Source organism: Massilia sp. Masssp93 (assembly GCF_059491295.1).
In genome coordinates this window covers 5,004,753-5,029,400 of the sequence record NZ_CP168502.1, presented here as the reverse complement: position 1 = coordinate 5,029,400, position 24,648 = coordinate 5,004,753, and the positions used below count along the sequence as shown (strand labels likewise).

The following is a 24,648-nucleotide window of genomic DNA, read 5'->3' as shown; positions in this document are numbered from 1 at the left end:
ACCCAACGGAAAACACCATGCAGAACGCGCAGACCAAGCCAAGCCAGCCCGCACCCGACACCGCGGGCACCGACCCGGGTTTCAAGCTGCCCAACCAGGCCGCGACCACGCCCCAGGACGGCCTGCCCAAGACGACGCCCGACACGGCCACGCAGCCCGTCGAGATCGCGCCCGGCGGCGCCACCAACACGAGCGCGGCGCCGCTGCGCGACACGGCCGGGCGCGACATGGCGATCGGCGCCGTGGCCTTCGTCGTGCTGCTGGTGATTTACTTTTTCGTGCGGAACGCGTACGTGCACCACCTCGTCGTCAAGCGCGTGGCGCCGTCGTCGGCCGGCAGCGCGGGCTGGCTGCTGTTCGTCGGCATGGGCTTCCTGTCCGCCGCCGTGGTGCTGGCCATCGTCAATGCGAGCAGATACCTGACCCCGGCGATCACCGGACCGCTGGTCGTCGTCGGCGTCGTCACGCTGGTCGCGGCCTTCTTCGTCGGCCGCCGCTGACGCCACGCTTTCAAAGAGAACACCATGGCAGATTTTCCCGATCCCGCATCGCTCGGCAACAAAGTGGAGCTCAAAGTCGACCTGCGCCCGACGCTGTTCATCGGCGCCGGCGGCACCGGCATGGAAGTCATGATGCGCATCCGCCGGCGCATCCTCGCGGCCGTGTGGAACCGCCGCCATCCGACCCGCGTCGACTCCATCGCCGACTTTCCGGTCGCGCGTTTTCTCCACTTCGACCTCGATGCGAACGCCGTCATCGACGAAGGCAAGTCGCAGCGCACCGACCCGTGGTTCGAGCTCGTCAAACTGTCCGACGAAGAACGCCTCGTCGAACCGCTCGACCTGCCGCAGTACCACGAGTCCGACGACAGCCTCGCGCGTTTCCCGCTGATCGAGAACTGGATGCCGCTGCGGCCGAAGAAACTGCGCTCGCTGGGCATCGATCCATCGAAGGGCGCGGGCCAGATCCGGGCGCTCGCGCGGCTGTACCTGTTCGACAAATACCCCAAGCTGCGCGGCCGCATCAAGGGCGCGCTGAACTTCCTGAGCAGTAACGCGGGCATCGAGCGCAAGGAGAATTACCAGCGCCTCGGCCTGCAGGTCGACACGTCGAAATTCCGCATCGTCGTCATCGCCTCCAACGCGGGCGGCACGGGCGCGGGCAGCGCCATCGACCTGGGCTGGATCGCCAAGGCGGTCGCGCGCCAGGAAGTGTCGGACAGCCAGGTGGACCTCGTGATGTTCCTGCCGTCCGGTTACGCCAGGGCGAACAAGGAACGCACGGAGGCGAACGCGTACGCGACCATGATGGAGCTGGAGACGGGCATGCGCGACATGAACGCGCGCGTGCAGTGGATGGAGCCGGACAGCATCGTCGGCCGCGGCACGCCGTTCGACGACGTGTATTTCGTCGACACGGCGAATCTCGCGAACAAGGCCACGCAGGACGTGAAGGACGTGTACCAGATGGTGGCCGACACGCTGTTCGAGGATTTCGCATCGGCCGATTTCGCCAACCGCAAGCGCTCCGTCGCCGTCAACCAGCAGCAGCACAAGCTGGGGCCCTACAACCCGCGCGTGCCGGAACAGCGCTTCGGCGACATGCGCCTGTCGTATTCGAAAGTCTATTCCGCGTTCGGCCAGGCGGTGCTCGACACCCAGCAAAGCCTGCGCGAAGACATCCGCGCCTACGAGCTGGCGGCCCTGATGGTGAAGGCGTTCTTCGGCCTCGTCGCCAGCGACGGCACGACCGCGCGGCGCGCCGCCGACCAGGAACGCGACGCCTTCATGCGCGAGCAGATGGGCATGGCCGAGCATCCGTTCACGGAATTCCCCGATTTCAAGAAAGGCACCGTCGACGTCACGCCGTTCCAGGAATACGCGCTCACCGACATGCTCCTGGAGGGCAAGGACCAGCGCTCGCTGCTGGAGCGCGTCGAGAGCAAGGTGCAGCTGGAGATGGACCGCATCATGGCGTCGTACGACCTCAAGCTGTGGCGCGAAAAGGTCGTCGAACTGCTGCCGGACCTGGAGCGCGACGCCATCCGCGAAGCCGGCGCCACGGCCGAGACGAGCGAGGACCGCATCAAGCGGCGTACCGGCGAACTGCTCGCGCAACTGCGCCTGAACGTGCGCGGCCGCCTGTACATGCTGCTGGACGACCGCAAGCAGGGCGGACTGGAATTCGTGCTGTCGCTGCTGGAACAGGTGAAAGCCCGCCTGGCGCAGCGCGACCTGGCGCACGTCCAGCGCAACGGCAAGCGTTACCGCGACGTGCGCGATGCGCTGCGCACGCGCCAGGTCGAGGAATCGCTGAACCACCTCACGCAGGCGGCCGGCCGCCTGTTCGGCAAGGATGCGCAGGCGCGCGAAATCATGAACCACCTCAAGCGCGACATCGCCGACTACCTGCGCTTCCACTTGCTGGCCGTCGCGGCGGGACAGGCGGTCGACGTGATGCAAAGCCTGTCCGGCTGGCTCGGCGAGCCGCAGGCGCCGGACGAACACGGCCAGGTGCGCTGGAGCGGCGTGGCCGGCGAATTCCAGGAAGGGCGGCGCAACGTCGCGTCGATGCTGGCCGCCGTCGATCAGCGCATCGGCCAACTGCGTGCCGACGCGCGCCAGGAACATGCCACCTACATCAAGCTCGCGAGCGACGTGCTGCCGGAACCCGTGCGCCTGACGGGCGACGTGAGCGCGTGGAGCGAGGAGGTGCTGCTCGAATTCGGCGGCTCCGCGCGCCTGTTCCCGCAGCTGGGCGACGAGCGCCTGCGCGCCGATCTCCTGCTCAAGCTGTTCCGGCGCGCGCAACTGCAGCTGTCCGGCGAACAGGCGGGCGCCGAACTGCCCGATCCCCTCGTCGAACGGCTCGGCGCGATGTCGCCGCAGGAACGGCACCGCGTGTTCAGCGAGTGGATCAAGAGCGCCATGCCGTGGATTAACGCGCGCTTCTCGGCCGAGTTCACGCCCAGCGCCGACCAGTTCAAGTGCTTCGTCGGCGTGGGCGACCCGGCCGCGTGGCGCAGGCTGGAGCCGGAGATCCGCGCCGCCGTGCCCACCGGTTTCTTCCACGGCGACCTCGTGTCCGTCGTGAACACGGGCGTGCCGGGACGGGCCGTGTGCTACATCGAACTGTCCGGCTACCCGATGACGATCCTGCGCGGCCTGCCGACGTGGCGCGCCAGCTACCAGATCGAGAACCCGAAGATCCCCACGCACCTGCACTTCGATTCGACGCGCTTCCGCCATCCGGTCTCGCCGTCGATGGACGAACTGAATCGGCTGGCCGACGACTACGAATTCTTCCTCGCCGCGATCGCGCTGGGCGTCCTGCGCCGCAAGCAGGACGCCGGCGACCGCGAGGCGGCGTTCCAGCCGCGCGGGCAATACCTGTTCGAGGTCGAGCCGGGATCGGGCGAGTGGCTCCAGATCGGCAACGAGTATGCGATCCGCTCCAATGGCCTCCCCACCTACTACCGCGAGCAGGTGATCGCGGCGACGCGCCAGCGCCTGGCCGCGATGGGCCCGCACCAGCTGGCGCTGCTGGCCGCGCTGATGCGCCACTATCAGCTGCGCGTGTACGAACCCAGGCTGGAAGTGGACGAGACGGGCGCCCAGCTGCCGTCGCCGTCGCTGCCGACCATCACGGCGCGGCGCCTGTACGACCAGTGGATGCGGCGCGCCGTGTCCATCGACCCGCAACTGTCGCCGGCCCAGGTGGAAGCGGCGCTGGCCCAGCTGGACACGTGGACCGAGACCGTGCCCGATTCCGCGTCCGACGCCTACGCGTGGGAAGTGGAGCGGCCCGTCGACAAGCGCGTGATCCGCCCCGAATTCCTCGGCGCCGACGCGCGCGCCGCGCAGGCGCTGGAGCGGCGCGCAGCCACGCCCGCCATGCCCGGCACGCAGTACGCGCCGGCCGCGCCGACCGTCGTCGCGCCGACGCCGGGTGTGCCGGATGCCGTGCCCGGGCCGAACCTGGGCCCGGCCGCGTACGTCGTCGGCGCCACGCCCGTCGCCGCGCGCTACAAGCTGTTCGTCGGCGGCGTCCAGCGCGGGCCGTTCGCACTGGACGAAGTGGTGCAGCAGCTGACGCGCGGCGAGATCGATCCGGGCACGCGCATCTGGAACATGCAATGGAATCCGCGCGCGGACAAGTGGAAGCTCGTGGCCGACATCCCGGAAGTGATGGCGGCCGTCGACACGGCGATTCCCGATCCGGACGACGACGTCCCGGACCCGGAATAAGGACGCGCCGTGCAGGACGAAGCGATCTACCGCTGTGTCAACGCCGCCTGCGCACGCGGCATGCCGCGCCGCGTGAACTACTGTCCGTATTGCGGGACGGCCCAGCAGACAGGCACGCCCGCGCCGGCGCGGGACGACGGGCGCGCGCGCCGCGAGGCCGCCGCGGCTGCCGCCACGGTTGCCGCCGCCGGGGCGGAAGCGGCGGCCGGATTGTCCGGGTGGTCGGACGCGCCGGATGCCGGGTTCGCGGCGGAGCCGGTGCGCGGCGTCCCCGCCGCGTCGACGAGACCCGCGGCTGCGCCGACGCCGTCCGCCACCGCATCGGCCGGGCCCACGGTCGCTGCTGCGCCGACGCCGTCCGCCACCGCCTTCGGCCACGGCGGCCGTCCCGTCGACGGCGGCACCGCCGCGCCGGAGCGCGCCCGCGGCATCCCGTGGCCGCCGCCGCCCGCGCCCGCGGCCGCGAACAAGCCGCCGGGCCGCCAGCCGATCCGCCTGCGCTGGTGGATCGTCGCGCTGGCCGTGCTGTGGGGCGTGTGGCTGTGGGCGAAGCCGTCGGCCAGGAAGATCGACCGGCGCATCGATGCCGCCATCGTGCAGGCCCGGGATTGCCGCGGCAAGGAAGCGCAGGACGAGTTGATCGCGCTGCGCGCCGGCCGCGCCACGCCGCAGCAGCTGGAACGGTTGCAGCGCGCGCTGAACGAGGCGTCGAACGCGTGCACGCGCAAGCGCCAGCGCGCGGGTGCGTGGAGCGAGGCGCGCGGCGCCGTCGAATCCGCGCTGGCGGCCGGCAATGCCGAGCGGGCGCGCTCGCGCTTGCAGGCGTTCACGAAGCGCTGGGGCGAGGACGACGCCACGCGCGCGCTCAAGGTGCGGGTCGACGCCGCGCGCGGCGAGCACCCGCTGGCCGTGCCCGCGGACGGCGGGCAGTAGCCGCGGTCATGCGCCCAGCCGCGTGAATCCGTCCTCGCTCCACGCTTCGCTGCCCACGCCGTGGTGCACGAAGAACAGCCCGTCCGGATCGTATTTGCGCTTGACCTGCGCGAGGCGCGGGTAGTTGGCGCCCCAGAATGCATCCTGCCAGTCGCGCAGGAAGTAATCGCTTTCGGAGACGTACGACCCGGCGCGCGGCGCCGCCTTCAGCAGCGCGTCCATCGCCCGGCCGATCGCCTGCGCGCGTTCGTGGCCGCGCGCGGCATCGACCGCGCCGCCCGGCATGCCGGGGAAGTGCGGATCGTCGCCGCCCGCGATGATCGCCAGCGCGAAGGCGTCCAGCACGGCGGGGTTGGTCGCGGTGGCGCGCGCGGCGTCGAGCGCGGCCGCCGGCGCGCCGGCCAGCCCCTTGTTGAAGTGCAGCGCCACGCTCCAGTGGCGGCTGGACTGGAACAGCGCATCGGCGAGGCCGGCCTGGCGGTGCGCATCGAGCAGCGCGGCCGGCAGCCACGCCGACTTGTAGCCGTGGATGAACCAGCCTTCCTGGTCGGTGTCGCCCTTCCAGATCACGTGGTGCGCGGGCGCGCCCGGACGCGGGTCGGCGACCATGAAGCCCGGCGCGTGCTCGCGGTAGAACGCGGCATCCCAGAAGTGCCGCGCCGGCAGGGCCAGCACCTTGAACGGCTTCTCGAACGTGTACTCGTCGTGCCCGCGCAGCCAGTCGAGCAGCGGCGCCCATGTCCGCGCGGCGGCGGCTTCGTCGAGGTCCTGGAACACCATCGAGACGTCGACGGTGTTGTCGCCGTTGAACACGATCTGTTCGCCCCAGTGCGGGTTGAACAGGCTGTCCGCGTAGAACCCGACGACCTTGCCGGCCAGCGCACGGAATGCGGCGTCGTTGGCGGCGCGGACCTTGCCGAACACGGCGCCGAACGTGGCCGGCAGCGCGTGCGTGCGCAAGGTCAGCCGGGTGATGATGCCGACGCTGCCGCCACCGCCGCCCTTGAGCGCCCAGAACAGGTCGGCGTTGGTGCAAGCGTTGGCGATGCGGACTTCGCCGTCGGCCGTCACGACCTCCGCCTCCAGCAGGCCGGCCGCCGCCGTGCCCCAGCGTTTCGAGAAGCTGCCGAAGCCGCCGCTCTGGACGAGGCCTGCGACGCCGACGGTCGTGCAGCCGCCGCCTTGCACGTAGCGGCCGGCGCGCGTCGTCACGGCATCGTAGGCATCGATCCACATGGCACCCGCGCCCAGCGTGACGGCCGGTTGCGGCGCGCCGCCGCAGTTGTGCGCGACGAAATCCGGTTCCACACGCACGTCGTTCATGTGCCGGGTCCAGACCAGCAGCGAGTCCGGCGCGTCGGACGTGCCCTGGTAACTGTGGCCGCCGCCCTTGACGACGAGGCGCAGGTCGTGGGTGCGCGCAAAATCGACGGCGGCGGCGACGTCCGCCGCCGTGCGCGCCACGACCGCGTACGCACTCGGCTGCGACGACCAGGCGTCGAGCCAGCCGCTCGTGTGCGTGAAATTCGGCTGGTCGCCCATGTCGAAACCGTTCTTGAGGCGGGCGAGGGCGGCGGTGCAGGCCGGCGCATCCGGGCCCGCGGCGCAGCCGGCAAAGGGCGCGTCGAGCTTGACGAGGCGGCCGCCCACGCTGTGGTTCAGGCCATCCCACGCGCCGGCGGACGGCCAGCCGGCGTCGCCCGGACGCACGCGCCGGCGCAGGGGGCCGCGCGCGCCGCGCCGCTGGGCGTGAACGGCAGCGCGACCGGCAGCGCGAACGGCAGTGCCGCCGCGGCCTTGAGAAGGAATCGTCGTTTCACGGTGTCTCCTGAGGAATCGATGCGTGTCAGGCTACGCCGGCCGGACGACCCGGGCCAGTGGAATGTGGCGAACCGGGAGGCGGGCGGGGCGAACCGGATGCGCGCGATCTCAGGCGGCGCCGGCCCTGCCCAGCGCCGCCGTCGGCAGCCCGAACACGCGGTCGAACGCCCAGTTGAACGCGAAGCTGTAGAGGGTGAAGAACACGACCAGCCCGATGTCGAGCATGAAGGCGTCGATGAGCGACGTCCCCAGCGTCCACGCGAACATCGGCACGATGGCGAGCACGAGGCCGCCCTCGAAGCCGACGGCGTGGACGATGCGGCGCGCGAGGCTCCGTCCGCCCCTGGCCTGCTTCGCTTCCCAGGCTTCGAACAGCGTGTTGTAGATGACGTTCCAGGCGATGGCCGTGGCCGACGCGAGGACGGCGGCGAGGCCGGCGTCGCCGGCGTCGTGGTGCGCGAGGCCGGCCAGGCCGGCCGTCGTGCAGGCGACGGCGATGGCTTCGTACAGTGCGACGTAGACGATCTTGCGTTTGATGCCTTGCATGTCCAGCTTCCCGAAAAAATCCGATGGCGTGAGGATATATCGATGCGCTTGATGTATAAAGTCAGGACCTTTCAACTTTATTGACAAGTCATGGCGTTTTCCAGCGACAGCGTGCGCATCTTCCTGGCCGTGCTCGACCACGGTTCGTTTTCCGCCGCCGCGCGCGCGCTGGGGCGGGTGCCGTCGGCCGTCAGCATGGCCATCGCCCAGCTCGAGGCGGAGCTCGACCTGGCGCTGTTCGACCGGTCCGGACGCGATCCGCGTCCGACCGACGCCGCGCGGGCGCTGGAGCCGCGCGCGCGCCACGTCGCCAGCGAGTTGCGGCGGCTGCAGGCGGACGCGCTCGCGCTGCACGGCGGCCTGGAACGCCGGTTGTCGCTGGCCGTGGTGCCGGAGCTGATCGCGGGCCGCTGGAGCGCGCCGCTGGCCGTGCTGGCGCGCGAATTCCCGTCGCTCGAAGTGGAGGTCCTGTCGGCGCCGCAGGCCGACGCCCTGCGCCTGCTGCACGACGGCGGCGTGGACCTGGCCCTCGTGTTCGAACGCGAACGCCTGGACGACCGCGAGGCGTTCCAGGAGGTCGGCAGCGAACTGCTCGTCGCCGTGCTGGCGCCGGGGCACGCGCTGCTGGCGGGCGGCGCGCCGCGGCTGGAAGACCTGATCGACGCGCGCCAGATCGTGGTCGCGGGCCGCGACAGCCCGGGCCGCGATCCGCGCTTCGTGCACGCGCGCGACGTGTGGCGCGTCGACAGCCATCTCGCCACGCTGAACCTCGTGCAGGCGGGCCTCGGCTGGGCCTATCTGCCGCGCGCGCTGGTGCAGCCGCTGGTGGCGGCGGGCAGCCTCGTCGAGATCCCGTTCGATAACATCAGCAACCAGCTGCGCCTGTGGGTCGACGTCGTGTGGTCGCGCGAGCGCCCGCTGGGCCTCGGGGCGCGGCGTTACGTCGAGCTGATGCGCGCGGCGTGGCGGATGCCGCAGGATTGACGGCAGGTCGTTGCCGTTCCCCGCGCGCCGCCGCCGGCATCACAGGTGTATATTCGGCAATAAAGGCGACGACAAGGAGGACGCAGCATGAATCGCACATTCATTTCGGTGACGCTGCTGGCGGCCCTGCTGCTGGCCGGCTGCAACCGCGGCGGCGACGGTATCGGCCCCGCCCAGCAGGCCGGCAAGGCCATCGACGACGCGGGCGCGCGCGCGCAGGCAAAGGTCGACGCGGCCGGCGCCCGGGTCCAGGAAAAGCTCGACCACGTCAACGACAAGATCGACAAGATCAACGACCGGGTGACGGACAAGGTGCAGGCGCAGGTCGACAAGGCCGATGCCGCCGTGCGCGAGGCGCGCGAGGGCGCGAAGGAAGCGACCGAGAAGGTCGGCAGGAAGGTGGAAGAGACCGGCGAGAAGATGCAGCAGGCGGCGAAGTAGCACGTAGCCTTGAAACCGTCGTTCCCGCGAAGGCGGGAACCTAAGGTGTCGGCGCCGACGTAAGTACTTGGGTTCCCGCCTGCGCGGGAACGACGTGACTCAGGACGCCATCCGCAATTCCGGCGCATGTGCCGTCACGATGGACAGGTCCACGAGCCCCGTGCGCCACGCCTTCTCGATGTCCTGCTCGACCTCGTCCAGCGCCGCCGGATCGAGGCCGGCCATGCCGCGCACGCCGTACGCGCGGTTGCGGCCGTGGCCCTTGGCCAGGTACAGCGCCATGTCGACGATGTTGATCGCGCGCTCCCACGAGATGCTGCTTCCGCCCTGCACCAGCGGGAACGGCGCGAAGCCGATCGATACGTTCACCGACAACCGGGTGCCCTGCTACTCGATGGTGCGTTCCGGGATGCCGGCCAGCAGGCGGCGCGCCACCTCGTCCAGGCTGTCCCTCGACACGGCCGGCAGGAAGGCGAGGAATTCCTCGCCGCCCCAGCGCACGATCATGTCGGTCTCGCGCAGGATCTCGCGCAGCGCGTCCGCGATCTCGCGCAGCACCGCGTCGCCGGCGCCGTGGCCGTGCGTATCGTTGATGTTCTTGAAGTGGTCGACGTCGAGCAGGAACATGGCGCTGACCATGTCGTCGCCGCTCCGGATGCCGTCGTTGCCCACGCCGCGGCGCTCGATCGCCTGGTGCCCGCGCATGAACTCCTGGAAGTGGCGGCGGTTGTACAGGGCCGTCAGCGGGTCGCGCGCGCTCTGCTGCTTGAGCTCCTGGTTCTTTTCCTCGAGCTGGGCGTTGGCGTGCCGCACCTTGCGGTACAGGATGCCGACGATGACCGACGCGAGCGCGAACACGAGCGCGAGCAGCCACCAGATGCGCTGCTGCAGGCGGCGGTTGTCGAGTTCCGTCGACTTGACCTGGTTTTCCTGGCGCAGCATCTCGATCTGGCGCTGGCGCTTGTCGGCCTCGTATTTTTCCTGCAGCTCCATCATCGCCTTCTGGCGCCGCGTCTCGAACAATTCGTTCGACAGCGCGCGCTCGCGGTGATACGCGGCCAGCGCGCCGGCCAGGTCGCCGGCGCGTTCCAGCGCGTCGCCGTATTCGACGAGCACGCCCTGCTGGTCGGGCTTGTTGCCGGAGCGCTCGTACCAGTCCATGCCCTGCTCGATCTGCTTCTTGCCCTCGGCCAGGCGGCCCATGCCGAGATACGCCTGCCCCACATTGACGCGGGCCGTGGCGGCGAGCGAGTCGTCGTTCAGCTTCTGCGCCTGGTCGAGCGACTGCTGGGCATACATCAGGGCGCGGCGCCAGTCCTGCTGCTTGAGGTAGGCGTCGGCCAGGTTGACGAGGGTGTTGGAGACCATCGCGTCGGCACCGATGCCGCGTTCCAGCGCGAGCGCGGACAGCAGGGCTTTCGTGCCGCGCGCGATGTCGCCGTTGTTCGCCGCGAGGATGTATTCCGTGGTCTTGAAGATGGCCAGGCGGCCCGGCGAATTGACCTGTTCCGCGAGCCGTTCCGCTTCGCCGATCGCCTCGAAACCCTTGTCGAATTCGCGCATCTGGCCGTACAGGTAGGCCAGCGACTTGAGCGCGATGGCGACTTCCAGCGGATCGCCGCTCTGGCGCGCGAGCGTCACGGCGCCTTGCAGCTTGTTGAGCGCGACGGGGAAGTTGCCTTCCTCGGCGAACGATTCGCCCGACGAGATCAGCACGAGGATGCGCAGGCCGACGTCGGGGCTGGCGGCGGCGAGGCGCTCGGCTTCCCACACCAGCTGGTGCGACTGTCCCGACTCGTTCAGGCCGAACACGGCATAGGCCTTGGACAGCAGCGCGCGCGCGACGAGGCTGTCGTCGTGCACCTGGCGGCCCAGTTGCAGCGCCTGTTCGCACAGGCGTACGGCTTCCTCGTGCTTGCCGAGGCGGTGGCTCAGGTCACAGGACAGGATGAGGAAACGGGCATGTTCGGCCGGCGTGCGCACCGCCTGGGCTTCCAGCGCGGCCAGCAGCGGCGCGCCGCGCCGGGGTGTGACGCGGATGATTTCGCCGAGTTCGGCGAAGTGGTCGCGTACGGGCGCCACGTCCTCGGCCAGGGCGGCGCCGGCAACGGGCAATAGCAGGGCCAGCAGCGCACGGCTGCGTCGGTGCTGCAATGCACGGTATAGGCCTGCCAACATAGCTCCCCGAGGAAGTGTGGTCCCTCAATTCGGGACATCTGTATATGCAATTATAGGCTCTTGCAATTGAGAAAGATCAAGAATTAGAGCGATGTATGCGGAAAAGACACAGTTTCGTATTGAAAAAGTCGCGCCGCCGCGGGAAATAATGTTCAGATAACAAAGTTGACGCAAAGCCAACACCGCCGCGACAGCGGAAACGCATCCGCGGGCGGGGTCACACGCTCAATTGCTGGAGCAGATAAAGCCGCTGGTACAGGCCGCCTTCGATGCGCATCAGCGCCTCGTGGTTGCCGGATTCGCTGATGCGGCCGTGGTTCAGCACGACGATGCGGTCGGCGTCGCGGATCGTCGACAGGCGGTGCGCGATGGCGATGATCGTGACCTGCCCGCGCAGTTCGTCGAGCGCCTGCTGCACGATCTGCTCGGTCTGGCTGTCGATGCGCGACGTGGCTTCGTCCAGCAGCAGGATGCGGGGCTGGCCGGCGAGGGCGCGCGCGATCGCGATCAGCTGCTTCTGGCCGGACGACAGGCGCGAGCCGCCTTCGCCAAGCGGCGTGTCGTAGCCTTGCTCCAGCCGCGCGATGAACTCGTGCGCGTGCGCCGCGCGCGCGGCCGCCTCGATGGCTGCATGCGGCAGGCCGCGTCCCATGTCGATGTTCTCGCGCGCCGACGCCGCGAGCAGGAACGGGTCCTGCGGCACCAGGCCCACCTCGGCGCGGAACCGTTCGTTGCCGATGGTCGCCAGCGGCTCGCCGAACAGCGTGATCGTGCCGTGGTCGAACGTGTAGTAGCGCAGCAGCAGCGACAGCAACGTCGACTTGCCGCTGCCCGTGTGGCCGACGATGCCGAAGAAGGCGCCCTGCGGGATGTCGAGCGACAGGTCGTGCAGCACCGTCTGGCCGGGGGCATAGCCGAAGCTCAGGTCGCGCACGCGCACGGCGGGGACGTCGCGCGCGACGGCCGTGCGTTCGGACGTGACGCGGCCGGCCAGGTGTTCGGCGGCGCCCGCTTCGTCGAGCAGCGCGGCCACGCGCGCCGTCGCGACGACGGCCTGCTGCAGGCCGGAAAACTGCATCGTGATCTGGATGAGCGGCTCGACGACGCGCGCGATATAGCTGATGAACGCGTACAGCACCCCGACCTCGACGGCGTTCATGCTGCGCTGACCGAAGCTGAAGATGACGACGGCCAGCAGCACGACGTTGAGGAAGTCGAGCGCGGGCCGCAGCAGGAAGGCGTTGGCGCGCAGCTCGGCCACGCGGGCCGTGTAGTGCTGGTCGTTGGTGCGGGCGAAGCGCTGGCCGAAGCGGTGCTGCGCATTGTTCGCTTGCAGCACGCTCATGCCGCCGATGGATTCGGCCATCTGGCCGTTGATGTCGCTGCGCAGCGCCCGCGCGCGCGTGACCGCGGGCGCGGACAGCCGCTGGTACAGCCACACGATGCCCAGCACGGCCGGCACGAGCGCCAGCACGATCACCATCAGGTGCCAGTCCAGCCAGGCCATCGCGATCGATGTGCCGACGAGGACGATGCTGGAATCCAGGATCACGAACAGCACCTGGATGTACAGGGTCTTGACGGCCTCGGTGTCGTTGGTGACGCGGCTCACGAGCTGGCCCGTGATCGCGCGGTCGAAGAACGCCATCGGCAGGCGCAGCACGTGGCCGTAGACCCATTCGCGCAGGCGCTGCACGGCCCGCATCGCCATGCCCGACAAGCGCACGAGCTGCAGGAAGCGCAGCCACGACGCGGCCCAGCCGGTGACGACCACGCCGGCCAGCAGCCACGCCATGCGCGGCCAGTCGAGATGGCGCGGCAGCAGGTGGTCGTCGATCAGCTTCTTGCCCAGCAGGGGGCCGAGCACTTCCAGGCCGGCGGCCAGGATCAGCCACAGCGTGGCCCATCCGAGGTGGGCGCGGTCCGGGTGCGCGGCGCGGCGCAGCAGGCCCGCGGCCTGGCGCGCCTGCGCCGCGGTCACGCTTTTCTTGGTTTTGTTGTCGGTCTCAGATGGCATCGAGGCTGGCCTCCAGTTGCTGGTAGCGCCACTGGCTGGCGTACCAGCCGTCCAGGGCGAGCAGTTCGTCGTGCGTGCCGCGTTCGACGATGCGGCCGTCGCGCAGCACGACGATCAGGTCGGCGTTGACGACGGCCGACAGGCGGTGGCTCGCGATGATGGCCGACAGTTCGGGACGTTTGCGTCGCACCTCGTCGAGGTGGTCGAGGATGTTCGTTTCGGTGCCCGTGTCGACGGCCGACAGCGCGTCGTCGAGCAGCAGCAGCGCGCTGTCGGCCAGCAGCGCGCGCGCGATCGCCACGCGCTGGCGCTGGCCGCCCGACAGGGTGATGCCTTTTTCGCCGACGGGCGTGTCGTAGCCGTCCGGGAAGCGCAGGATGTCGTCGTGGATCGCCGCCATTTGCGCGGCCTGCTCGATCTCCGCGCGCGACGCGCCCGGGCGGCCGAGGGCGATGTTTTCCGCGATCGACGCGGAGAACAGGAACGATTCCTGCGGCACCCAGCTGATGTGCGCGCGCAGCGCCTGGAGCGTGTAGTCTTCCAGCGCATGCCCGCCCCACGTGGCGCGGCCGTGCTGCGGCGTGGCCTGGCGCAGCAGCACGCGCAGCAGCGTCGACTTGCCCGCGCCGGTGGCGCCGACGAGCCCCAGCGTCTTGCCCGGCTCCAGGCGCAGCGAGACGTCGTCCAGCGCGGCGCGCGCATCGCCGCCATACGTGAAGCGCACGTGCTCCAGCACCAGCGGGCCGCGTTCAAGATGGTCGAGCGTGCCGTGGTCGTCGACGCTGAGCGGTGCATCGAGCAGCGGCTGCAGGCGCGCCAGTGCGGCGCGTCCGCGCTCGATCAGCGACAGCACCCAGCCGGCCGCGAACATCGGCCAGATCAGCTGCCCCAGGTACATCGTGAAGCTCGTGAGGCTGCCGATCGTGATCTGGCCCTGCCACACGAGATAGCCGCCGAGGCCCAGCGTGAGGCCGGTGGCGGCGGTGAGCGTGAGGCCGACGGCCGGCTCGTACGCGGCTTCCCATTTCTGCGCCGCGAGGCTCGCGTCGGCGGCGCGCGCGGCCAGTTGCGCGAACTGGTCGGCGCTGCGTTGTTCCAGGCCGAGGGCGCGCAGCGTGCGCACGCCGGACAGCGTTTCCTGCACGTGGTCGTTGAGGGCCGAGAAGCGCTTCAGCGAATCCGTGGACGCCGTGTGGATGTGGCTCGAGATGCGCTTGAACGCCAGCGCCATCAAGGGGAAAGGCAGCAGGGCGATCAGGGTCAGGCGCCAGTCGACGCCGAGGAACATGATGCCCAGCACCATGACGAGGGTCAGCGTGCCGTCGAAGCCGGCCAGCATCGCCTCGCCGGCGGCCTGCTCGATGGCGTCGATGTCGTTGGTACCGAGCGCCATCAGGTCGCCCGTGCGCTGGCGCTGGAAAAAGGCCGGACCCTGCGCCGACAGGCGGTCGTACAGCCTGGTGCGCAGCTCCACGCCGAGCCGGTACGACGCCGAATACAGGCGCAGGCGCCACGCGACGCGCAGGGCGTAGATCGCGAGGCCCAGTCCGAGCAGTTCGAACAGCTGGACGAGAAGATCGTGCCCGCCGAGGCGGTGCGCCGCGAGGCCGTCGATCATGGCGCCGACCTTGCGCGGCACGAGCACGGTGCACAGGGCCACGCCGAACAGCATCACCGCCGACGACGCGTAGGAACGCCAGTGGCGGCGCACGAAGCCGCCGATCAGCCTTGCCAAACCCATTGAAGATCCTGTTCTTGTTGGTGGTGCGTGAAAACGGACGCGAAAACGAAAAAGCGGGCCGGAGCCCGCTAATGTACTATTTTTTCAGCCGTCGGGTGGGCACCTGTGCCCGCGCGGACGGTCGCACCATGCATGCGCCGCTCGTGGGCACGGGGTGCCCACCCTACCTGCTGATGACTTTTATTTTTTGCGCTGGTTGCGCGCACCCTTGCCGCCCTGCGTCACGACGCGCAGCGGCGGCGTGCTTTCGGCCGGCGTGACGATCGGCAGGTCGACCTGGGGGCCGGCTTCCAGCGGCACGGTCGACGCGATCGGATGCTCGGCGGCCGCCGGCTTCGGCGCGACCTCGTTCAGGGCCTTGGCCAACGGCTTGGCTTTGGCGCGCGGCACGTCGTCGGCGATGGCCGTTTCGACCGGATCGGGAGCAGGGGCCGGCGGGGCCGCGACGACCGCCTCGGTCACGGTGGTCGTCGGCGCCGCGGCCGGCGCCGCGGCGGTGTCCGTGGCGCGGGCGACGGCCTGCTGGCCCGCATCCAGCGCGGCTTCGGCCAGCGCGCTGCCGGTGTCGATGGCGGCGTGGGCGATCTCGCTGTGGATCGTGGTGGCGTCGGCGGTCGCGATGGCCGTCTGTTCCAGCAGTTGCGGCACCGACGTGGGAATGTTCGCCGTCGCGGCGGGAACCAGTTGCAGCGGAGTTTGCTGCGTGCTCCAGGCGGGCTCGCGGGTGCCGGTGGCAATGCCCAGCAGTTCGCGGCCGTAGGCAAAGAATTGCTGCCACTGGCCCTGGGCCGTCGAGCCGACGGCCAGCAGATCGCGCGGATTGCTGGCTTCGAGGAATTGCTTGAAAGTTCCCGTGGCTTGCTCGACCGATGCGCGGGAGGTCTTCATATTAAGTGCAATCAGTTGTTCGGCACTGTCGAGCGCGCGTTTGCTCAAGTCCCGGAACACGTCGAGCTGGGCTTCCCATTGGGACTTGCGGACGGCGGACAACTGTTCGGAAAGTGAAGTCATCTGGGTTCCTTGTCTTTCAGGTTATAACCGTATGGTTTATGACGCACTGCAATAAGATGAGTGTAAATGGCTTTATGCGGGTTGAAAAGCGAATTCTATGTTGTTTTTATAAGGAAATCTTGCGGTGCAGCATTATGGTTTGATGTAGATCATTGACAAGATGGCCATCGTGGTAATCTGATGTGATCCCAACCCATCAGGAGTCGTCAGCATGGATCTCGTCCTCCGCAACGCCACCCTGCCGGACGGCCGCCGGGCCGACATCGCCATCGAAGGGGGCCGCATCGCGGCCGTCGACCCCGCTTTACCGCAGCGCGGCGCGCGCGAGATCGACGTGGGCGGAGACCTCGTGACGCCGCCTTTCGTCGACGCCCATTTCCACATGGATGCGACGCTCAGCTACGGCCTGCCGCGCGTGAACGAATCGGGCACCCTGCTCGAAGGCATCGCGCTGTGGGGCGAGCTGAAGCCGCAACTGGTGCAGGAGGCGCTCGTCGAACGCGCGTTGCGCTATTGCGACTGGGCCGTGGCGCGCGGGCTGCTGGCGATCCGCACCCACGTCGACGTGTGCGACGACCGCCTGCTGGCCGTGGAGGCGCTGCTCGACGTCAAACGCCGCGCCGCGCCCTACATCGACATGCAACTGGTTGCGTTTCCGCAGGACGGCCTGCTGCGCAGCCCGACGGCCCTCGCCAACCTCAAGCGCGCGATCCGCATGGGCGTGGACGTCGTCGGCGGCATCCCGCACTTCGAGCGCACGATGGCCGACGGCGCCGAATCCGTGCGCCTGTTGTGCGAATACGCGGCGGAGCAGGGCCTGATGGTCGACATGCATTGCGACGAAAGCGACGACCCGCTGTCGCGCCACATCGAAACTCTTGCTGCCGAAACCTTGCGTCTGGGCATGCAAGGCCGCGTGGCCGGGTCGCACCTGACGTCGATGCATTCGATGGACAATTACTACGTGAGCAAGCTGCTGCCGCTGATGGCGGAGTCGGGCGTGGCGGCCATCGCGAACCCGCTCATCAACATCACCTTGCAGGGCCGCCACGACACGTATCCCAAGCGGCGCGGCATGACCCGCGTGCCGGAACTGCTGGCGGCCGGCGTGCCGGTGGCGTTCGGCCACGATTGCGTGATGGACCCGTGGTACGGCCTCGGTTCCGGCGACATGCTCGAAGTGGCGCACATGGGGCTGCACGTCGCGCAGATGACGGGCCAGGCCGCGATGCGCCAGTGTTTCCAGGCAATTACGGAAACCCCCGCCCGCATCCTCGGTCTGCAGGGCTATGGCATCGCGCCGGGTTGCCGCGCGGACCTCGTATGGCTCGACGCCGCCGACCCCGTCGAGGCGATCCGCCTGCGCGCCGCGCGCCGGCTCGTGCTGCGCGGCGGCCAGGTCGTCAGCGAGGCGCCGCCGGCACGGGCGACGCTGCACCTGCCGGACCGGCCGGCCACGGTGGATTTCCGGTTGGGAACTTCCAGCCGAGCGGGGCAGTAACGCACGGCACGAAGTCTTTCCTACCTTTATTCAACGGAAATTTTCTACGTCTGGTTACCGGTTTCGCAGCCGTGCAGCCGAAACCTTAGGTAGAATCTTGCGCTTTCGATACATCCAGCAGGTCACGCAGTGAAAGATATCCAGATTCGTCCCGCTACTGAAACTGATTTCAATGCTATGTGGACCATTTTCCAGGCACATGCGACCGAGGGCGAGACCTATGCCCAGGATGCCGGCACGAGCCGCGAAGACACGTACGACTACTGGTTCGCCGCCGAGGCGTCGACCTATGTCGCCGTGCGCGGCGAGGAGCGGATCCTCGGGATGTACAAGCTGCAGCCCAACCACGTGGGCCGCGGCGCGCACGTGGCGAATGCCTCGTACATGGTGAGCCCGAACGCGCAGGGCGTGGGCGTCGGCCACCTGCTTGGCGAGCACAGCATCGGCGAGGCGCGGCGCAAGGGCTACCTGGCGATGCAGTTCAACTTCGTCGTCAGTACGAACAACCCCGCGATCTACTTGTGGAAACGGCTCGGCTTTTCCATCGTCGGCACGCTGCCCAAGGCGTATCGTCACCGCCGGCTCGGCTATGTGGACGCGTACGTGATGTACAAGCTGCTCGAAGATCCGGCGCGCTGGCCGCTGCCGGAAGAAGACTGAAGCCGTGGAGATCCTCGCGACCCCGCGCCTGCGCCTGCGCACCGCCGACCGCGGCGACGCCGATTTCTACCTGGCGCTCGTCAACGATCCCGGCTTCCTCGAACACATCGGCGACCGCGGCATCCGCACGCGCGAGGACGCGCTCCAGGCCCTGCTCGACGGCCCGATCGCGATGCAGGAGGCGTGCGGCCACTCGCTCTACGTCGTCGAGCTCAAGGGCAGCGGTACGCTGATCGGCATGTGCGGCCTGATCAAGCGCGAGACGCTGGACGGCGTCGACATCGGCTATGCCTACCTGGCGCCTTACTGCGGCCGCGGTTACGCCTACGAGGCCGGCATGGCCGTACTGGGCCTCGCGCCCGCGCTGGGCCTGCCGCGCGTGCTGGCCATCACGTCGCCCGGCAACGTCGCGTCGAACGGCCTGCTGCGCAAGATGGGCCTGCGGTTCGAGCGCGTCGTCCATCTCGTGCCGGGCGGCGCGGGCAGCAACCTGTACAGCATCGACATCGAACCGCCCGCATCGCGTCGCGCTACTGCCGGGTCGAGCCCCATGGGAAGAACCACGTGAGCGGCTTGTCCACGCGCGCGGCCCACGACGCCTCGTTGTGGCGCCCGCCCTCGGCCTTGTAGAACATCAGGTCGTCGCCGTCGCGCCAGCCCTTGGCCAGCATGGCGTCGCGCATTTTCGCCGTGTCGTCCAGGCCGTCGTCGCGGGTGCCGGCGTCGATGTAGAACTTCACGGGCACGCGCTCCGGCAGTGTCGCGATCGTCGTCCCGCCGTTCCACCAGAACGAACTGGAAACGCCGCCCGCCTTCGAAAAGATGTCCGGATGGCGCTGCGCGATCAGCACCGAGGCGAGGCCGCCCAGGGACGAGCCCATGATCGCGGTCGTGTCCTTGCCGGGCAGCGTGCGGTAGGTGCGGTCGACGTACGGCTTCACCGTCTCCACGATGAACGCGTCATAGGCTTTCAGCTTGCCGCCGCCGTATTTCGGATCGCAGCACGGCGTGTATTCGGGGATGCGGTCCGGCGTGTTGTCGATGCCGACGACGATCACCTCGTCCATCGCGCCCGTCGCGACGAGGCGGTTGATCGTCTCGTCGACACCCCATTCGACGCCGTACGACGCCGTCTTCGCATCGAACAGGTTCTGGCCGTCGTGCATGTACAGCACGGGGTAGCGCTTGGCCGCGTTTTCGCCGTAGCTGGGCGGCAGGTAGATGCGCAGCGCGCGCTTGTTGTTCATCTGTGGCGAGGCGAAGTCCTTCACGATCGCGACCTTGCCGAACGGCGGCCCGAAGAACGGGTAGATGTCGAGCGTGGCGCCGGCCGGCACGCGGTAGACGCCGCCGATCGACACCTTGTCCGCGCCCAGCGCGGGCTTCATCTGGATGTCGCCCAGCGCGTCCGGCCACGTGAAGGTCCAGACGTTCAGCGGTCCTCCCTCGGGCGTGGCGGGCACGCCCTGCGACCAGCCGGCGGCGCCCTTGTCCGCCCGGACCTGGATGCCCTCCTTGCCGGCCGCGTAGTGCACGCGCACGGTCGTGGCGGCGGCCGGCGCCTGGGCCAGCAGCAGTAGCGTGGGCAACAGCACGGCGGCGGCGATTGCGATCAGTTTCATTGTCTTGTTCCGTGGATGGCGAGCAGCCGCACGCCGTAGATGTCGAAGCGGTTCGACGGTCCGTCGACGCCGCCGGCCGCGCTGAAGCTGCGGTTGCTGTCCAAATAGCTCATGTTGTAGAAATCGCTCATCTCGATCCGGTACGGCACATGCGCCTTCAGGCGCGCGGCCAGCGGGGTCGAATACACGGTCGGAGTGTTCGCCTTGTCGATGCGCGCGTGCGGCAGCTGCACGACGCCTTGCGCGACGATCTTCCCCGACTCATCCTTGAGCGCCAGCCATTTTACGCCACCGCTGATGCCGAGGTTCACCTGGTTGGCGCCGTTGTGGTAGCGGACCTGCACGGCGTAGTCGCCCGTCCCCGGCACGCGTACGTCGAGCACCGTGAAGCGATCGAGCGGCCGGCCCCAGTCGGCGAGATGCGGCTCGGCGAAGCGCGCGTTGGCCGGCGCGAGCGCCACGCCGGCCTGCACGCGCGGGTCGGTCGCGGCGATCGCCACGCCCGCGTCGACGCAGCGCGGCACGCTGTGGTGGCTGCGGTTGCCCGATACCGTGTATTGGGCTTCGACGGCGTAGCACGACGTCGCCGCGCCGGCGCGGTCCGTCCACGCGCCCGCCGGCAGGCTGGACGCGACCAGCTTGCCGTCGCGGTAGACGTTGTACGCGATGCCCGCCTGCCGGTCGGCCGGCGCGATCGCCAGCGTCGTGGCCTTGCCGGCGCGGGAGAGCGCGTCGATGCGCGGTTCGCGCGGACCGAATACCGCCGGCGCTTCCTCGTACGGGTCGGCGTTCACGCGATGGATGGCCGTGTCGCCCGCGACCAGTTTGCCCAGCTGGACGTCGATGTCGCTGTGCGCGCCGAGCGCGCTCCACGGGATCGCGGCGCCGGCCGGCTTGCCGTCCACGAGGATGCGTTCGACCGCGTAATAGCCGCTGCCGCCGGCCGCCGGCGCGGGCGGCAAATGCAGCTTGACGTTGACGGCGCGGCCCTGCAGGCGCAGGTTGTACAGGGCGGCGGTGTCGCCGGCCGCGAACACGCCGCCGCGCAGCCTGGCCGTCACGAATGGCGCCACCTCGATGCCGTCGCGCGTGGTGGAGACGCCGAACACGTCGCGGATCACCATGCCGAGGTAGGCGCCGACGGACCACAGCTGGCGCTTCGAATCGATGACGGGGCCGATCAGGTTCGGGTGCGCCTCGTCCAGCAGCAGCGGCTGGCCGGAGAGCCACTCGAGGTTTTCCATGTTCGACAGGTTCAGCGCGGCGCCCCGCATCAGCGTGTCGTACGCCGCGTCGGCCACGGCGACGTTGCGCCCCAGGATGGCCGCGCGCAGGCCGTACGCGGTGACGAACGGCCACATCGCGCGGTTGTGGTAGACGGGCATGTCCGGCTGCTGCGGCCAGACGACGGGCGCGCCCATCGGGCCGTGCGGATAACTGGCGAGGATGCTTTTCGCCCGCGCGCCGTCGGCGACGCCGGTGACGATGGCGAGCGACTGCCCGAGCCAGTCGAACTTGTGCAGCGGCGCGCCGTCGAAGTGCGCGGCCGTGAGGCTGCTGTACATGCCGGCATCTGCCAGCCACAGGCGCGCGTTGATGGCGCGTTTCAGGTCGCGCGCCCATTTGTCGTAGCGCGCGGCGCGGGCTTTGTCTCCCTGCTCGCGTGCCAGCATGGCGGCCACCGTCAGGGCCTTGTAGTGGCCGACGTTGGTCGACAGCGCGTGGCTGCTCGCCATCGAGGCCAGGTCGTCGGGAATCCATTTCGCGTAGGTCTGGTCGCGCCAGTCGAGGAACGATTCCTCGCCCGTGTACAGGCCCGTCGCCGGGTCGAAGGCGGCGATGCGGTCGTTGTCTATCGTGTTGGACAGCGCGTGCAGCGCCCTGGCCGCGAACGCCGTGCGCTCGTTCGCCGGCAGCGTCTTGAGGACTTCCTCGGCCGCGAAGGCCCACGTGATGCGGTCCGTGCTGACGGGCCAGCTGCCGCCGCTGCCCGTGTCCTGCACGACCTGCAGGCCGTCCGCCGTGCCGGCGACCTGCGGCGCCATCGTCACGCCCGCGCGCCAGCCGGACAGCTTGAACAGCAGCGAGTTGCGCACGCGCTGCGGATCGAGCATGGCGAGGCCGAGATCCGCCGCGTACGACAGGTCGCGCGTCCACACGTAATGCCATTTCTCGCCGGTCTCGAAGCAGTCGCACGGGATCGCGGCGCCGCCGTTGTAGTTCCCGTCGCGGATTTCCCTGACCGAATCCAGCTTCATCTCGTGGCCGGCCAGCGCGAACAGGGCGTCGAACGCGAGGCTGCCGCTGCGCACGACCGGCAGCGACGCGTCTTCGTCATACGTCGTCGATTGCGGACCGGGGTCGCGCAGCTGCATGGTCGTCGATTGCGCATAGCTGCGCAGCGGCGCCTGCGGATCGCGCACGGAGAAGCGTGCCGTTTCCTGTTTGCCGTCCCAGGTGGGGAAGGTCAGCGCGGCCGTCGCGCCCGCGCCCGCGTGCGGGTCCGCTGCCGGTGCGGCGGCGGGCGTCTCGATGCGCGCGACCGTCAGCACGGGACGCTTGGGATCGGACACGTCGACGCGGAAGCGGAACGTGGCCGTCGTCTTCGTGAACAGATAGTCTTCCGGCCCCGCTTCGGTCGCCAGCGGATACGCGGCATCCAGCTTGACGCTGACGCTGGCGGCCGGATTCACGACCCATTCCGCGGCCCAGTCGCGGCTGCCGACCTTGAAGGCGTGGTTGCCGGGGCTGACGAGGATGTCGGCCTGGTAGACGCCCTTGCCCTGGTAGGCGAGGACGTTGTCCGTGCCCCAGCCGTTGAAGGCGCCGCGCACGTAGATGTCGTAGCGCAGCGGGGGCGCTTCGGCGGCGATGGCGGTCACGGATTGCGCGAAGAGGGCGGCTGCGAGGAGCGTGAGTTTGTTCATGTCGCAAACGTTAGATGTCGAGGATGACGACCGATTTCGCCGGCAGCCGGATTTCCCTGGCGAGGTCGAAGCGCCGGCCCGTGAGCACGTCGGTCCCGCCCGCGACGCCCGACAGCATTTCGTGGAAGCGCGCGACCGGCAGCGCGGTTTCCTTGTCGTTGGCGTTGAACGCGACCATGACCTTGTGATGCGCATCGTAGCGGAAGTAGACCCAGGTATTGTTTTCGGGCCCGTACTGCATCAGCTTCCCGTGGTGGACGACGTCCGCGCTCTTGCGCCAGTTGACGAGCTTCTTCACGAAGTCCTGCGCCTCGCGCTGGCGCGGCGTGAGACCCGCGCCCGTGAACGCGTTGACCTTGTCGCCGGCCCAGCCGCCGGGGAAGTCGCGGCGGTAGCTGCTGTCGTCGCGCCGGTCGGTGGTGCTCGTCATGAGGAGTTCGTCGCCGGTATAGAAATGCGGGATGCGCGGCATCGTCATCACGAACGCGAGGTCCATCTTCCAGCGCGCGAGGTCTTCGCCGACGACGCTGTACAGGCGGGCCATGTCGTGGTTCCCTTCGAACAGCACGAGGTTCGAGGCGTTCGGATAGAGATAGTCCAGCGACAGGGTCTCGTACACGTCGTTGAACGTGTTGCGGTTGTCCTTGTCGGCCAGCGCCGTGCGCATCGCTTCCGTCAGCGGGAAGTCCATCAGGCTGGGCATGGAGGTCGGGGCGCGCTGCCAGTGCGCGACGACGGGCGGCAGCTTGCTCCATTCCTCACCCACCATGTTCAGGTGCGGATATTCGGCCAGCAGGCGGTGCGTGTATTGCGCGAGGAAGGCGCCGTCCGAATAGCCGAACGTGTCGATGCGCAGGCCGGACAGGCCCGCGTACTCGATCCACCAGATGTTGTTCTGGATGAGGTAATTGGCGACGAACGGGTTGGTCTGGTTCAGGTCCGGCATGCCGGGACTGAACCAGCCGGTCGTGAAATTGCTGGCGTCCTCCTTCGATGCGTACGGGTCCTGCACGGCGGTGCGGTGGTGCATCGTCGGCACGAATTTGCCGTCGTGGTTGATCCAGTCCGGCGTCGGCAAGTCCTTCATCCACCAGTGATCCAGGCCGATGTGCGACAGCACCACGTCCTGGATCAGGCCGACGCCGTGCTGCTTTGCCGCGCGCGACAGGCGCACGTAATCCTCGTTGCTGCCGAAGCGCGGGTCGATCTTGTAATGATCCGTGGCGGCGTAGCCGTGGTAGGACGCGGCCGGCATGTCGTTTTCCACGAGCGGCGTCGGCCACAGCTGCGTGAAGCCCATGCCGGCGATGTAGTCGAGGTGGTCGATGATGCCCTGGATGTCGCCGCCGTGGCGGCCGTGGCCCAGCGCGCGGTCGAGCTTATCGGCGAGGCCCGGCACGCTGTCGTTGCGCGTGTCGCCGTTGGCGAAGCGGTCCGGCATGAGCTGGTAGATCGCGTCGGCCGTATTGAATCCCTGCCGTTCGCTCGACCCCGGCGCGCGCGCCAGCAGGCGATAGGTGTAGCGGGTGGACCGCGCCGCGCCGCCCGCCGGCGCCCTGAATTCGATGGCGACGTCGCCCGGCTGCGCGTCGGGCGCGATGTCCAGGTCGATGAACAGGTAGTTGCGGTTGGCCACGCGGGTGACCGCCGCGATGCGCACGCCGGGATAGGCGAGGGCCGGTTCCAGGTCGGCGATGGCGGCGCCGTGCACCATCAGTTGCAGGCGCCGGTCGTGCATGCCCGTCCACCAGAAGGGCGGATCCATGTGGTCGATGGCGGCCGGCGTCGTGGCCGATGCGGCGGCCAAGGTGGCGGCCAATGCAGCGGCAGGAAAGGTGAGCAGGGCGGCGCCGAGCAAAAGGCTGGCGAGAACGGTGTGCATGCGGGAGCGGGCAGGGACGGACATGGGGTCTCCAGGGCGGGCGGCGTCTGTCGACGTAGCGCAACTACATCGATTTGACCGAATAATTGCTCAAAGGTAATGAGCTTATTACATTATTGCTTGGAGAATACTACAGA

At 68.9% G+C, this 24,648-nt stretch carries 19 protein-coding genes; 8 read left to right on the top strand and 11 right to left on the bottom strand.

Going from position 1 to position 24,648, the window contains the following annotated elements; genetic code table 11:
• Positions 1-17: 17 nt before the first annotated feature.
• From ACEN9Q_RS20755 to ACEN9Q_RS20745, 3 genes are read left to right on the top strand one after another with little or no spacing between them, the layout of a single operon-like run.
• Positions 18-500 (top strand): hypothetical protein, encoded by a 483-nt coding sequence (locus ACEN9Q_RS20755; protein WP_495625878.1) that lies wholly within the window; start codon positions 18-20, stop codon positions 498-500.
• A gap of 24 nt (positions 501-524) precedes the next feature.
• Positions 525-4,247, top strand: a complete 3,723-nt coding sequence (locus ACEN9Q_RS20750) for a tubulin-like doman-containing protein (RefSeq protein ID WP_495625877.1) — start codon at positions 525-527, stop codon at positions 4,245-4,247.
• A gap of 9 nt (positions 4,248-4,256) precedes the next feature.
• Entirely contained in the window at positions 4,257-5,180 is a 924-nt protein-coding gene (locus tag ACEN9Q_RS20745; RefSeq protein ID WP_495625876.1) for a hypothetical protein, read from the top strand.
• A gap of 6 nt (positions 5,181-5,186) precedes the next feature.
• Here the strand turns inward: ACEN9Q_RS20745 and ACEN9Q_RS20740 are convergent, their stop codons facing one another.
• The 3 genes from ACEN9Q_RS20740 to ACEN9Q_RS20730 form a co-directional block, all read right to left on the bottom strand.
• Positions 5,187-6,890, bottom strand: a complete 1,704-nt coding sequence (locus tag ACEN9Q_RS20740; RefSeq protein WP_495625875.1) for an FAD-binding oxidoreductase — start codon at positions 6,888-6,890, stop codon at positions 5,187-5,189.
• Complete coding sequence (locus ACEN9Q_RS20735) at positions 6,839-7,000, bottom strand: hypothetical protein (RefSeq protein ID WP_495625874.1); 162 nt, start codon at positions 6,998-7,000, stop codon at positions 6,839-6,841. The genes ACEN9Q_RS20740 and ACEN9Q_RS20735 overlap by 52 nt, the downstream gene beginning before the upstream one ends.
• A gap of 109 nt (positions 7,001-7,109) precedes the next feature.
• A complete protein-coding gene (locus ACEN9Q_RS20730; protein WP_495625873.1) occupies positions 7,110-7,547 on the bottom strand; it encodes a PACE efflux transporter in 438 nt (145 codons plus the stop codon).
• 90 nt (positions 7,548-7,637) lie between these two features.
• On the opposite strand from ACEN9Q_RS20730, the gene ACEN9Q_RS20725 reads away from it, so the two are divergent.
• Positions 7,638-8,531, top strand: a complete 894-nt coding sequence (locus tag ACEN9Q_RS20725; protein ID WP_495625872.1) for a LysR family transcriptional regulator — start codon at positions 7,638-7,640, stop codon at positions 8,529-8,531.
• Positions 8,532-8,618: 87 nt separating this feature from the next.
• Positions 8,619-8,972, top strand: a complete 354-nt coding sequence (locus ACEN9Q_RS20720) for a hypothetical protein (protein WP_056449697.1) — start codon at positions 8,619-8,621, stop codon at positions 8,970-8,972.
• 99 nt (positions 8,973-9,071) lie between these two features.
• On the opposite strand, the gene ACEN9Q_RS20715 is transcribed toward ACEN9Q_RS20720, so the two are convergent.
• From ACEN9Q_RS20715 to ACEN9Q_RS20695, 5 genes are all read right to left on the bottom strand, one after another.
• Positions 9,072-9,341, bottom strand: a complete 270-nt coding sequence (locus ACEN9Q_RS20715) for a hypothetical protein (RefSeq protein WP_495625871.1) — start codon at positions 9,339-9,341, stop codon at positions 9,072-9,074.
• 18 nt (positions 9,342-9,359) lie between these two features.
• A complete protein-coding gene (locus ACEN9Q_RS20710) occupies positions 9,360-11,126 on the bottom strand; it encodes a sensor domain-containing diguanylate cyclase (RefSeq protein ID WP_495625870.1) in 1,767 nt (588 codons plus the stop codon).
• Positions 11,127-11,367: 241 nt separating this feature from the next.
• On the bottom strand, positions 11,368-13,167 hold the full coding sequence (locus ACEN9Q_RS20705) for an ABC transporter ATP-binding protein (RefSeq protein WP_495625869.1): 1,800 nt from the start codon (positions 13,165-13,167) through the stop codon (positions 11,368-11,370).
• Positions 13,157-14,908, bottom strand: coding sequence for an ABC transporter ATP-binding protein (locus ACEN9Q_RS20700; RefSeq protein WP_495625868.1), 1,752 nt, complete (start codon positions 14,906-14,908; stop codon positions 13,157-13,159). Before ACEN9Q_RS20700 ends, ACEN9Q_RS20705 begins: the two co-directional genes overlap by 11 nt.
• Before the next feature lie 180 nt (positions 14,909-15,088).
• Positions 15,089-15,919, bottom strand: a complete 831-nt coding sequence (locus ACEN9Q_RS20695; RefSeq protein ID WP_495625867.1) for a phasin family protein — start codon at positions 15,917-15,919, stop codon at positions 15,089-15,091.
• 211 nt (positions 15,920-16,130) lie between these two features.
• On the opposite strand from ACEN9Q_RS20695, the gene ACEN9Q_RS20690 reads away from it, so the two are divergent.
• The 3 genes from ACEN9Q_RS20690 to ACEN9Q_RS20680 all read left to right on the top strand — a co-directional run bounded on the left by ACEN9Q_RS20690 (position 16,131) and on the right by ACEN9Q_RS20680 (position 18,648).
• Positions 16,131-17,420 carry an amidohydrolase family protein gene (locus ACEN9Q_RS20690; RefSeq protein WP_495625866.1) on the top strand — a complete coding sequence of 430 codons (1,290 nt, stop codon included), beginning with the start codon at positions 16,131-16,133 and terminating at the stop codon, positions 17,418-17,420.
• A 177-nt stretch (positions 17,421-17,597) separates the two neighbouring features.
• Entirely contained in the window at positions 17,598-18,080 is a 483-nt protein-coding gene (locus ACEN9Q_RS20685) for a GNAT family N-acetyltransferase (RefSeq protein ID WP_229412803.1), read from the top strand.
• A gap of 4 nt (positions 18,081-18,084) precedes the next feature.
• Complete coding sequence (locus tag ACEN9Q_RS20680; RefSeq protein ID WP_056446254.1) at positions 18,085-18,648, top strand: GNAT family N-acetyltransferase; 564 nt, start codon at positions 18,085-18,087, stop codon at positions 18,646-18,648.
• Here ACEN9Q_RS20680 and ACEN9Q_RS20675 read toward each other — a convergent pair.
• Genes ACEN9Q_RS20675 through ACEN9Q_RS20665 form a run of 3 tightly spaced genes read right to left on the bottom strand, consistent with a single transcriptional unit; the run spans position 18,611 to position 24,535 of the window.
• Complete coding sequence (locus tag ACEN9Q_RS20675; RefSeq protein WP_495625865.1) at positions 18,611-19,702, bottom strand: alpha/beta hydrolase; 1,092 nt, start codon at positions 19,700-19,702, stop codon at positions 18,611-18,613. The genes ACEN9Q_RS20680 and ACEN9Q_RS20675 overlap by 38 nt on opposite strands.
• Complete coding sequence (locus ACEN9Q_RS20670) at positions 19,699-22,629, bottom strand: MGH1-like glycoside hydrolase domain-containing protein (protein ID WP_495625864.1); 2,931 nt, start codon at positions 22,627-22,629, stop codon at positions 19,699-19,701. Before ACEN9Q_RS20670 ends, ACEN9Q_RS20675 begins: the two co-directional genes overlap by 4 nt.
• 10 nt (positions 22,630-22,639) lie before the next feature.
• Positions 22,640-24,535: a glycoside hydrolase family 13 protein gene (locus ACEN9Q_RS20665; RefSeq protein WP_495625863.1), complete on the bottom strand. Its 1,896-nt coding sequence runs from the start codon at positions 24,533-24,535 to the stop codon at positions 22,640-22,642.
• Positions 24,536-24,648 lie beyond the last annotated feature (113 nt).

What these genes read in the sequence shown, in the direction of transcription:
- ACEN9Q_RS20755 (WP_495625878.1), top strand. Translation starts at nt 18, where the DNA reads ATGCAGAACGCGCAGACCAAGCCAAGCCAGCCCGCACCCGACACCGCG.
- ACEN9Q_RS20750 (WP_495625877.1), top strand. Translation starts at nt 525, where the DNA reads ATGGCAGATTTTCCCGATCCCGCATCGCTCGGCAACAAAGTGGAGCTC.
- ACEN9Q_RS20730 (WP_495625873.1), bottom strand. Translation starts at nt 7,547, where the DNA reads ATGCAAGGCATCAAACGCAAGATCGTCTACGTCGCACTGTACGAAGCC.
- ACEN9Q_RS20725 (WP_495625872.1), top strand. Translation starts at nt 7,638, where the DNA reads ATGGCGTTTTCCAGCGACAGCGTGCGCATCTTCCTGGCCGTGCTCGAC.
- ACEN9Q_RS20720 (WP_056449697.1), top strand. Translation starts at nt 8,619, where the DNA reads ATGAATCGCACATTCATTTCGGTGACGCTGCTGGCGGCCCTGCTGCTG.
- ACEN9Q_RS20705 (WP_495625869.1), bottom strand. Translation starts at nt 13,167, where the DNA reads ATGCCATCTGAGACCGACAACAAAACCAAGAAAAGCGTGACCGCGGCG.
- ACEN9Q_RS20700 (WP_495625868.1), bottom strand. Translation starts at nt 14,908, where the DNA reads ATGGGTTTGGCAAGGCTGATCGGCGGCTTCGTGCGCCGCCACTGGCGT.
- ACEN9Q_RS20695 (WP_495625867.1), bottom strand. Translation starts at nt 15,919, where the DNA reads ATGACTTCACTTTCCGAACAGTTGTCCGCCGTCCGCAAGTCCCAATGG.
- ACEN9Q_RS20690 (WP_495625866.1), top strand. Translation starts at nt 16,131, where the DNA reads ATGGATCTCGTCCTCCGCAACGCCACCCTGCCGGACGGCCGCCGGGCC.
- ACEN9Q_RS20685 (WP_229412803.1), top strand. Translation starts at nt 17,598, where the DNA reads ATGTGGACCATTTTCCAGGCACATGCGACCGAGGGCGAGACCTATGCC.
- ACEN9Q_RS20675 (WP_495625865.1), bottom strand. Translation starts at nt 19,702, where the DNA reads ATGAAACTGATCGCAATCGCCGCCGCCGTGCTGTTGCCCACGCTACTG.
- ACEN9Q_RS20670 (WP_495625864.1), bottom strand. Translation starts at nt 22,629, where the DNA reads ATGAACAAACTCACGCTCCTCGCAGCCGCCCTCTTCGCGCAATCCGTG.
- ACEN9Q_RS20665 (WP_495625863.1), bottom strand. Translation starts at nt 24,535, where the DNA reads ATGTCCGTCCCTGCCCGCTCCCGCATGCACACCGTTCTCGCCAGCCTT.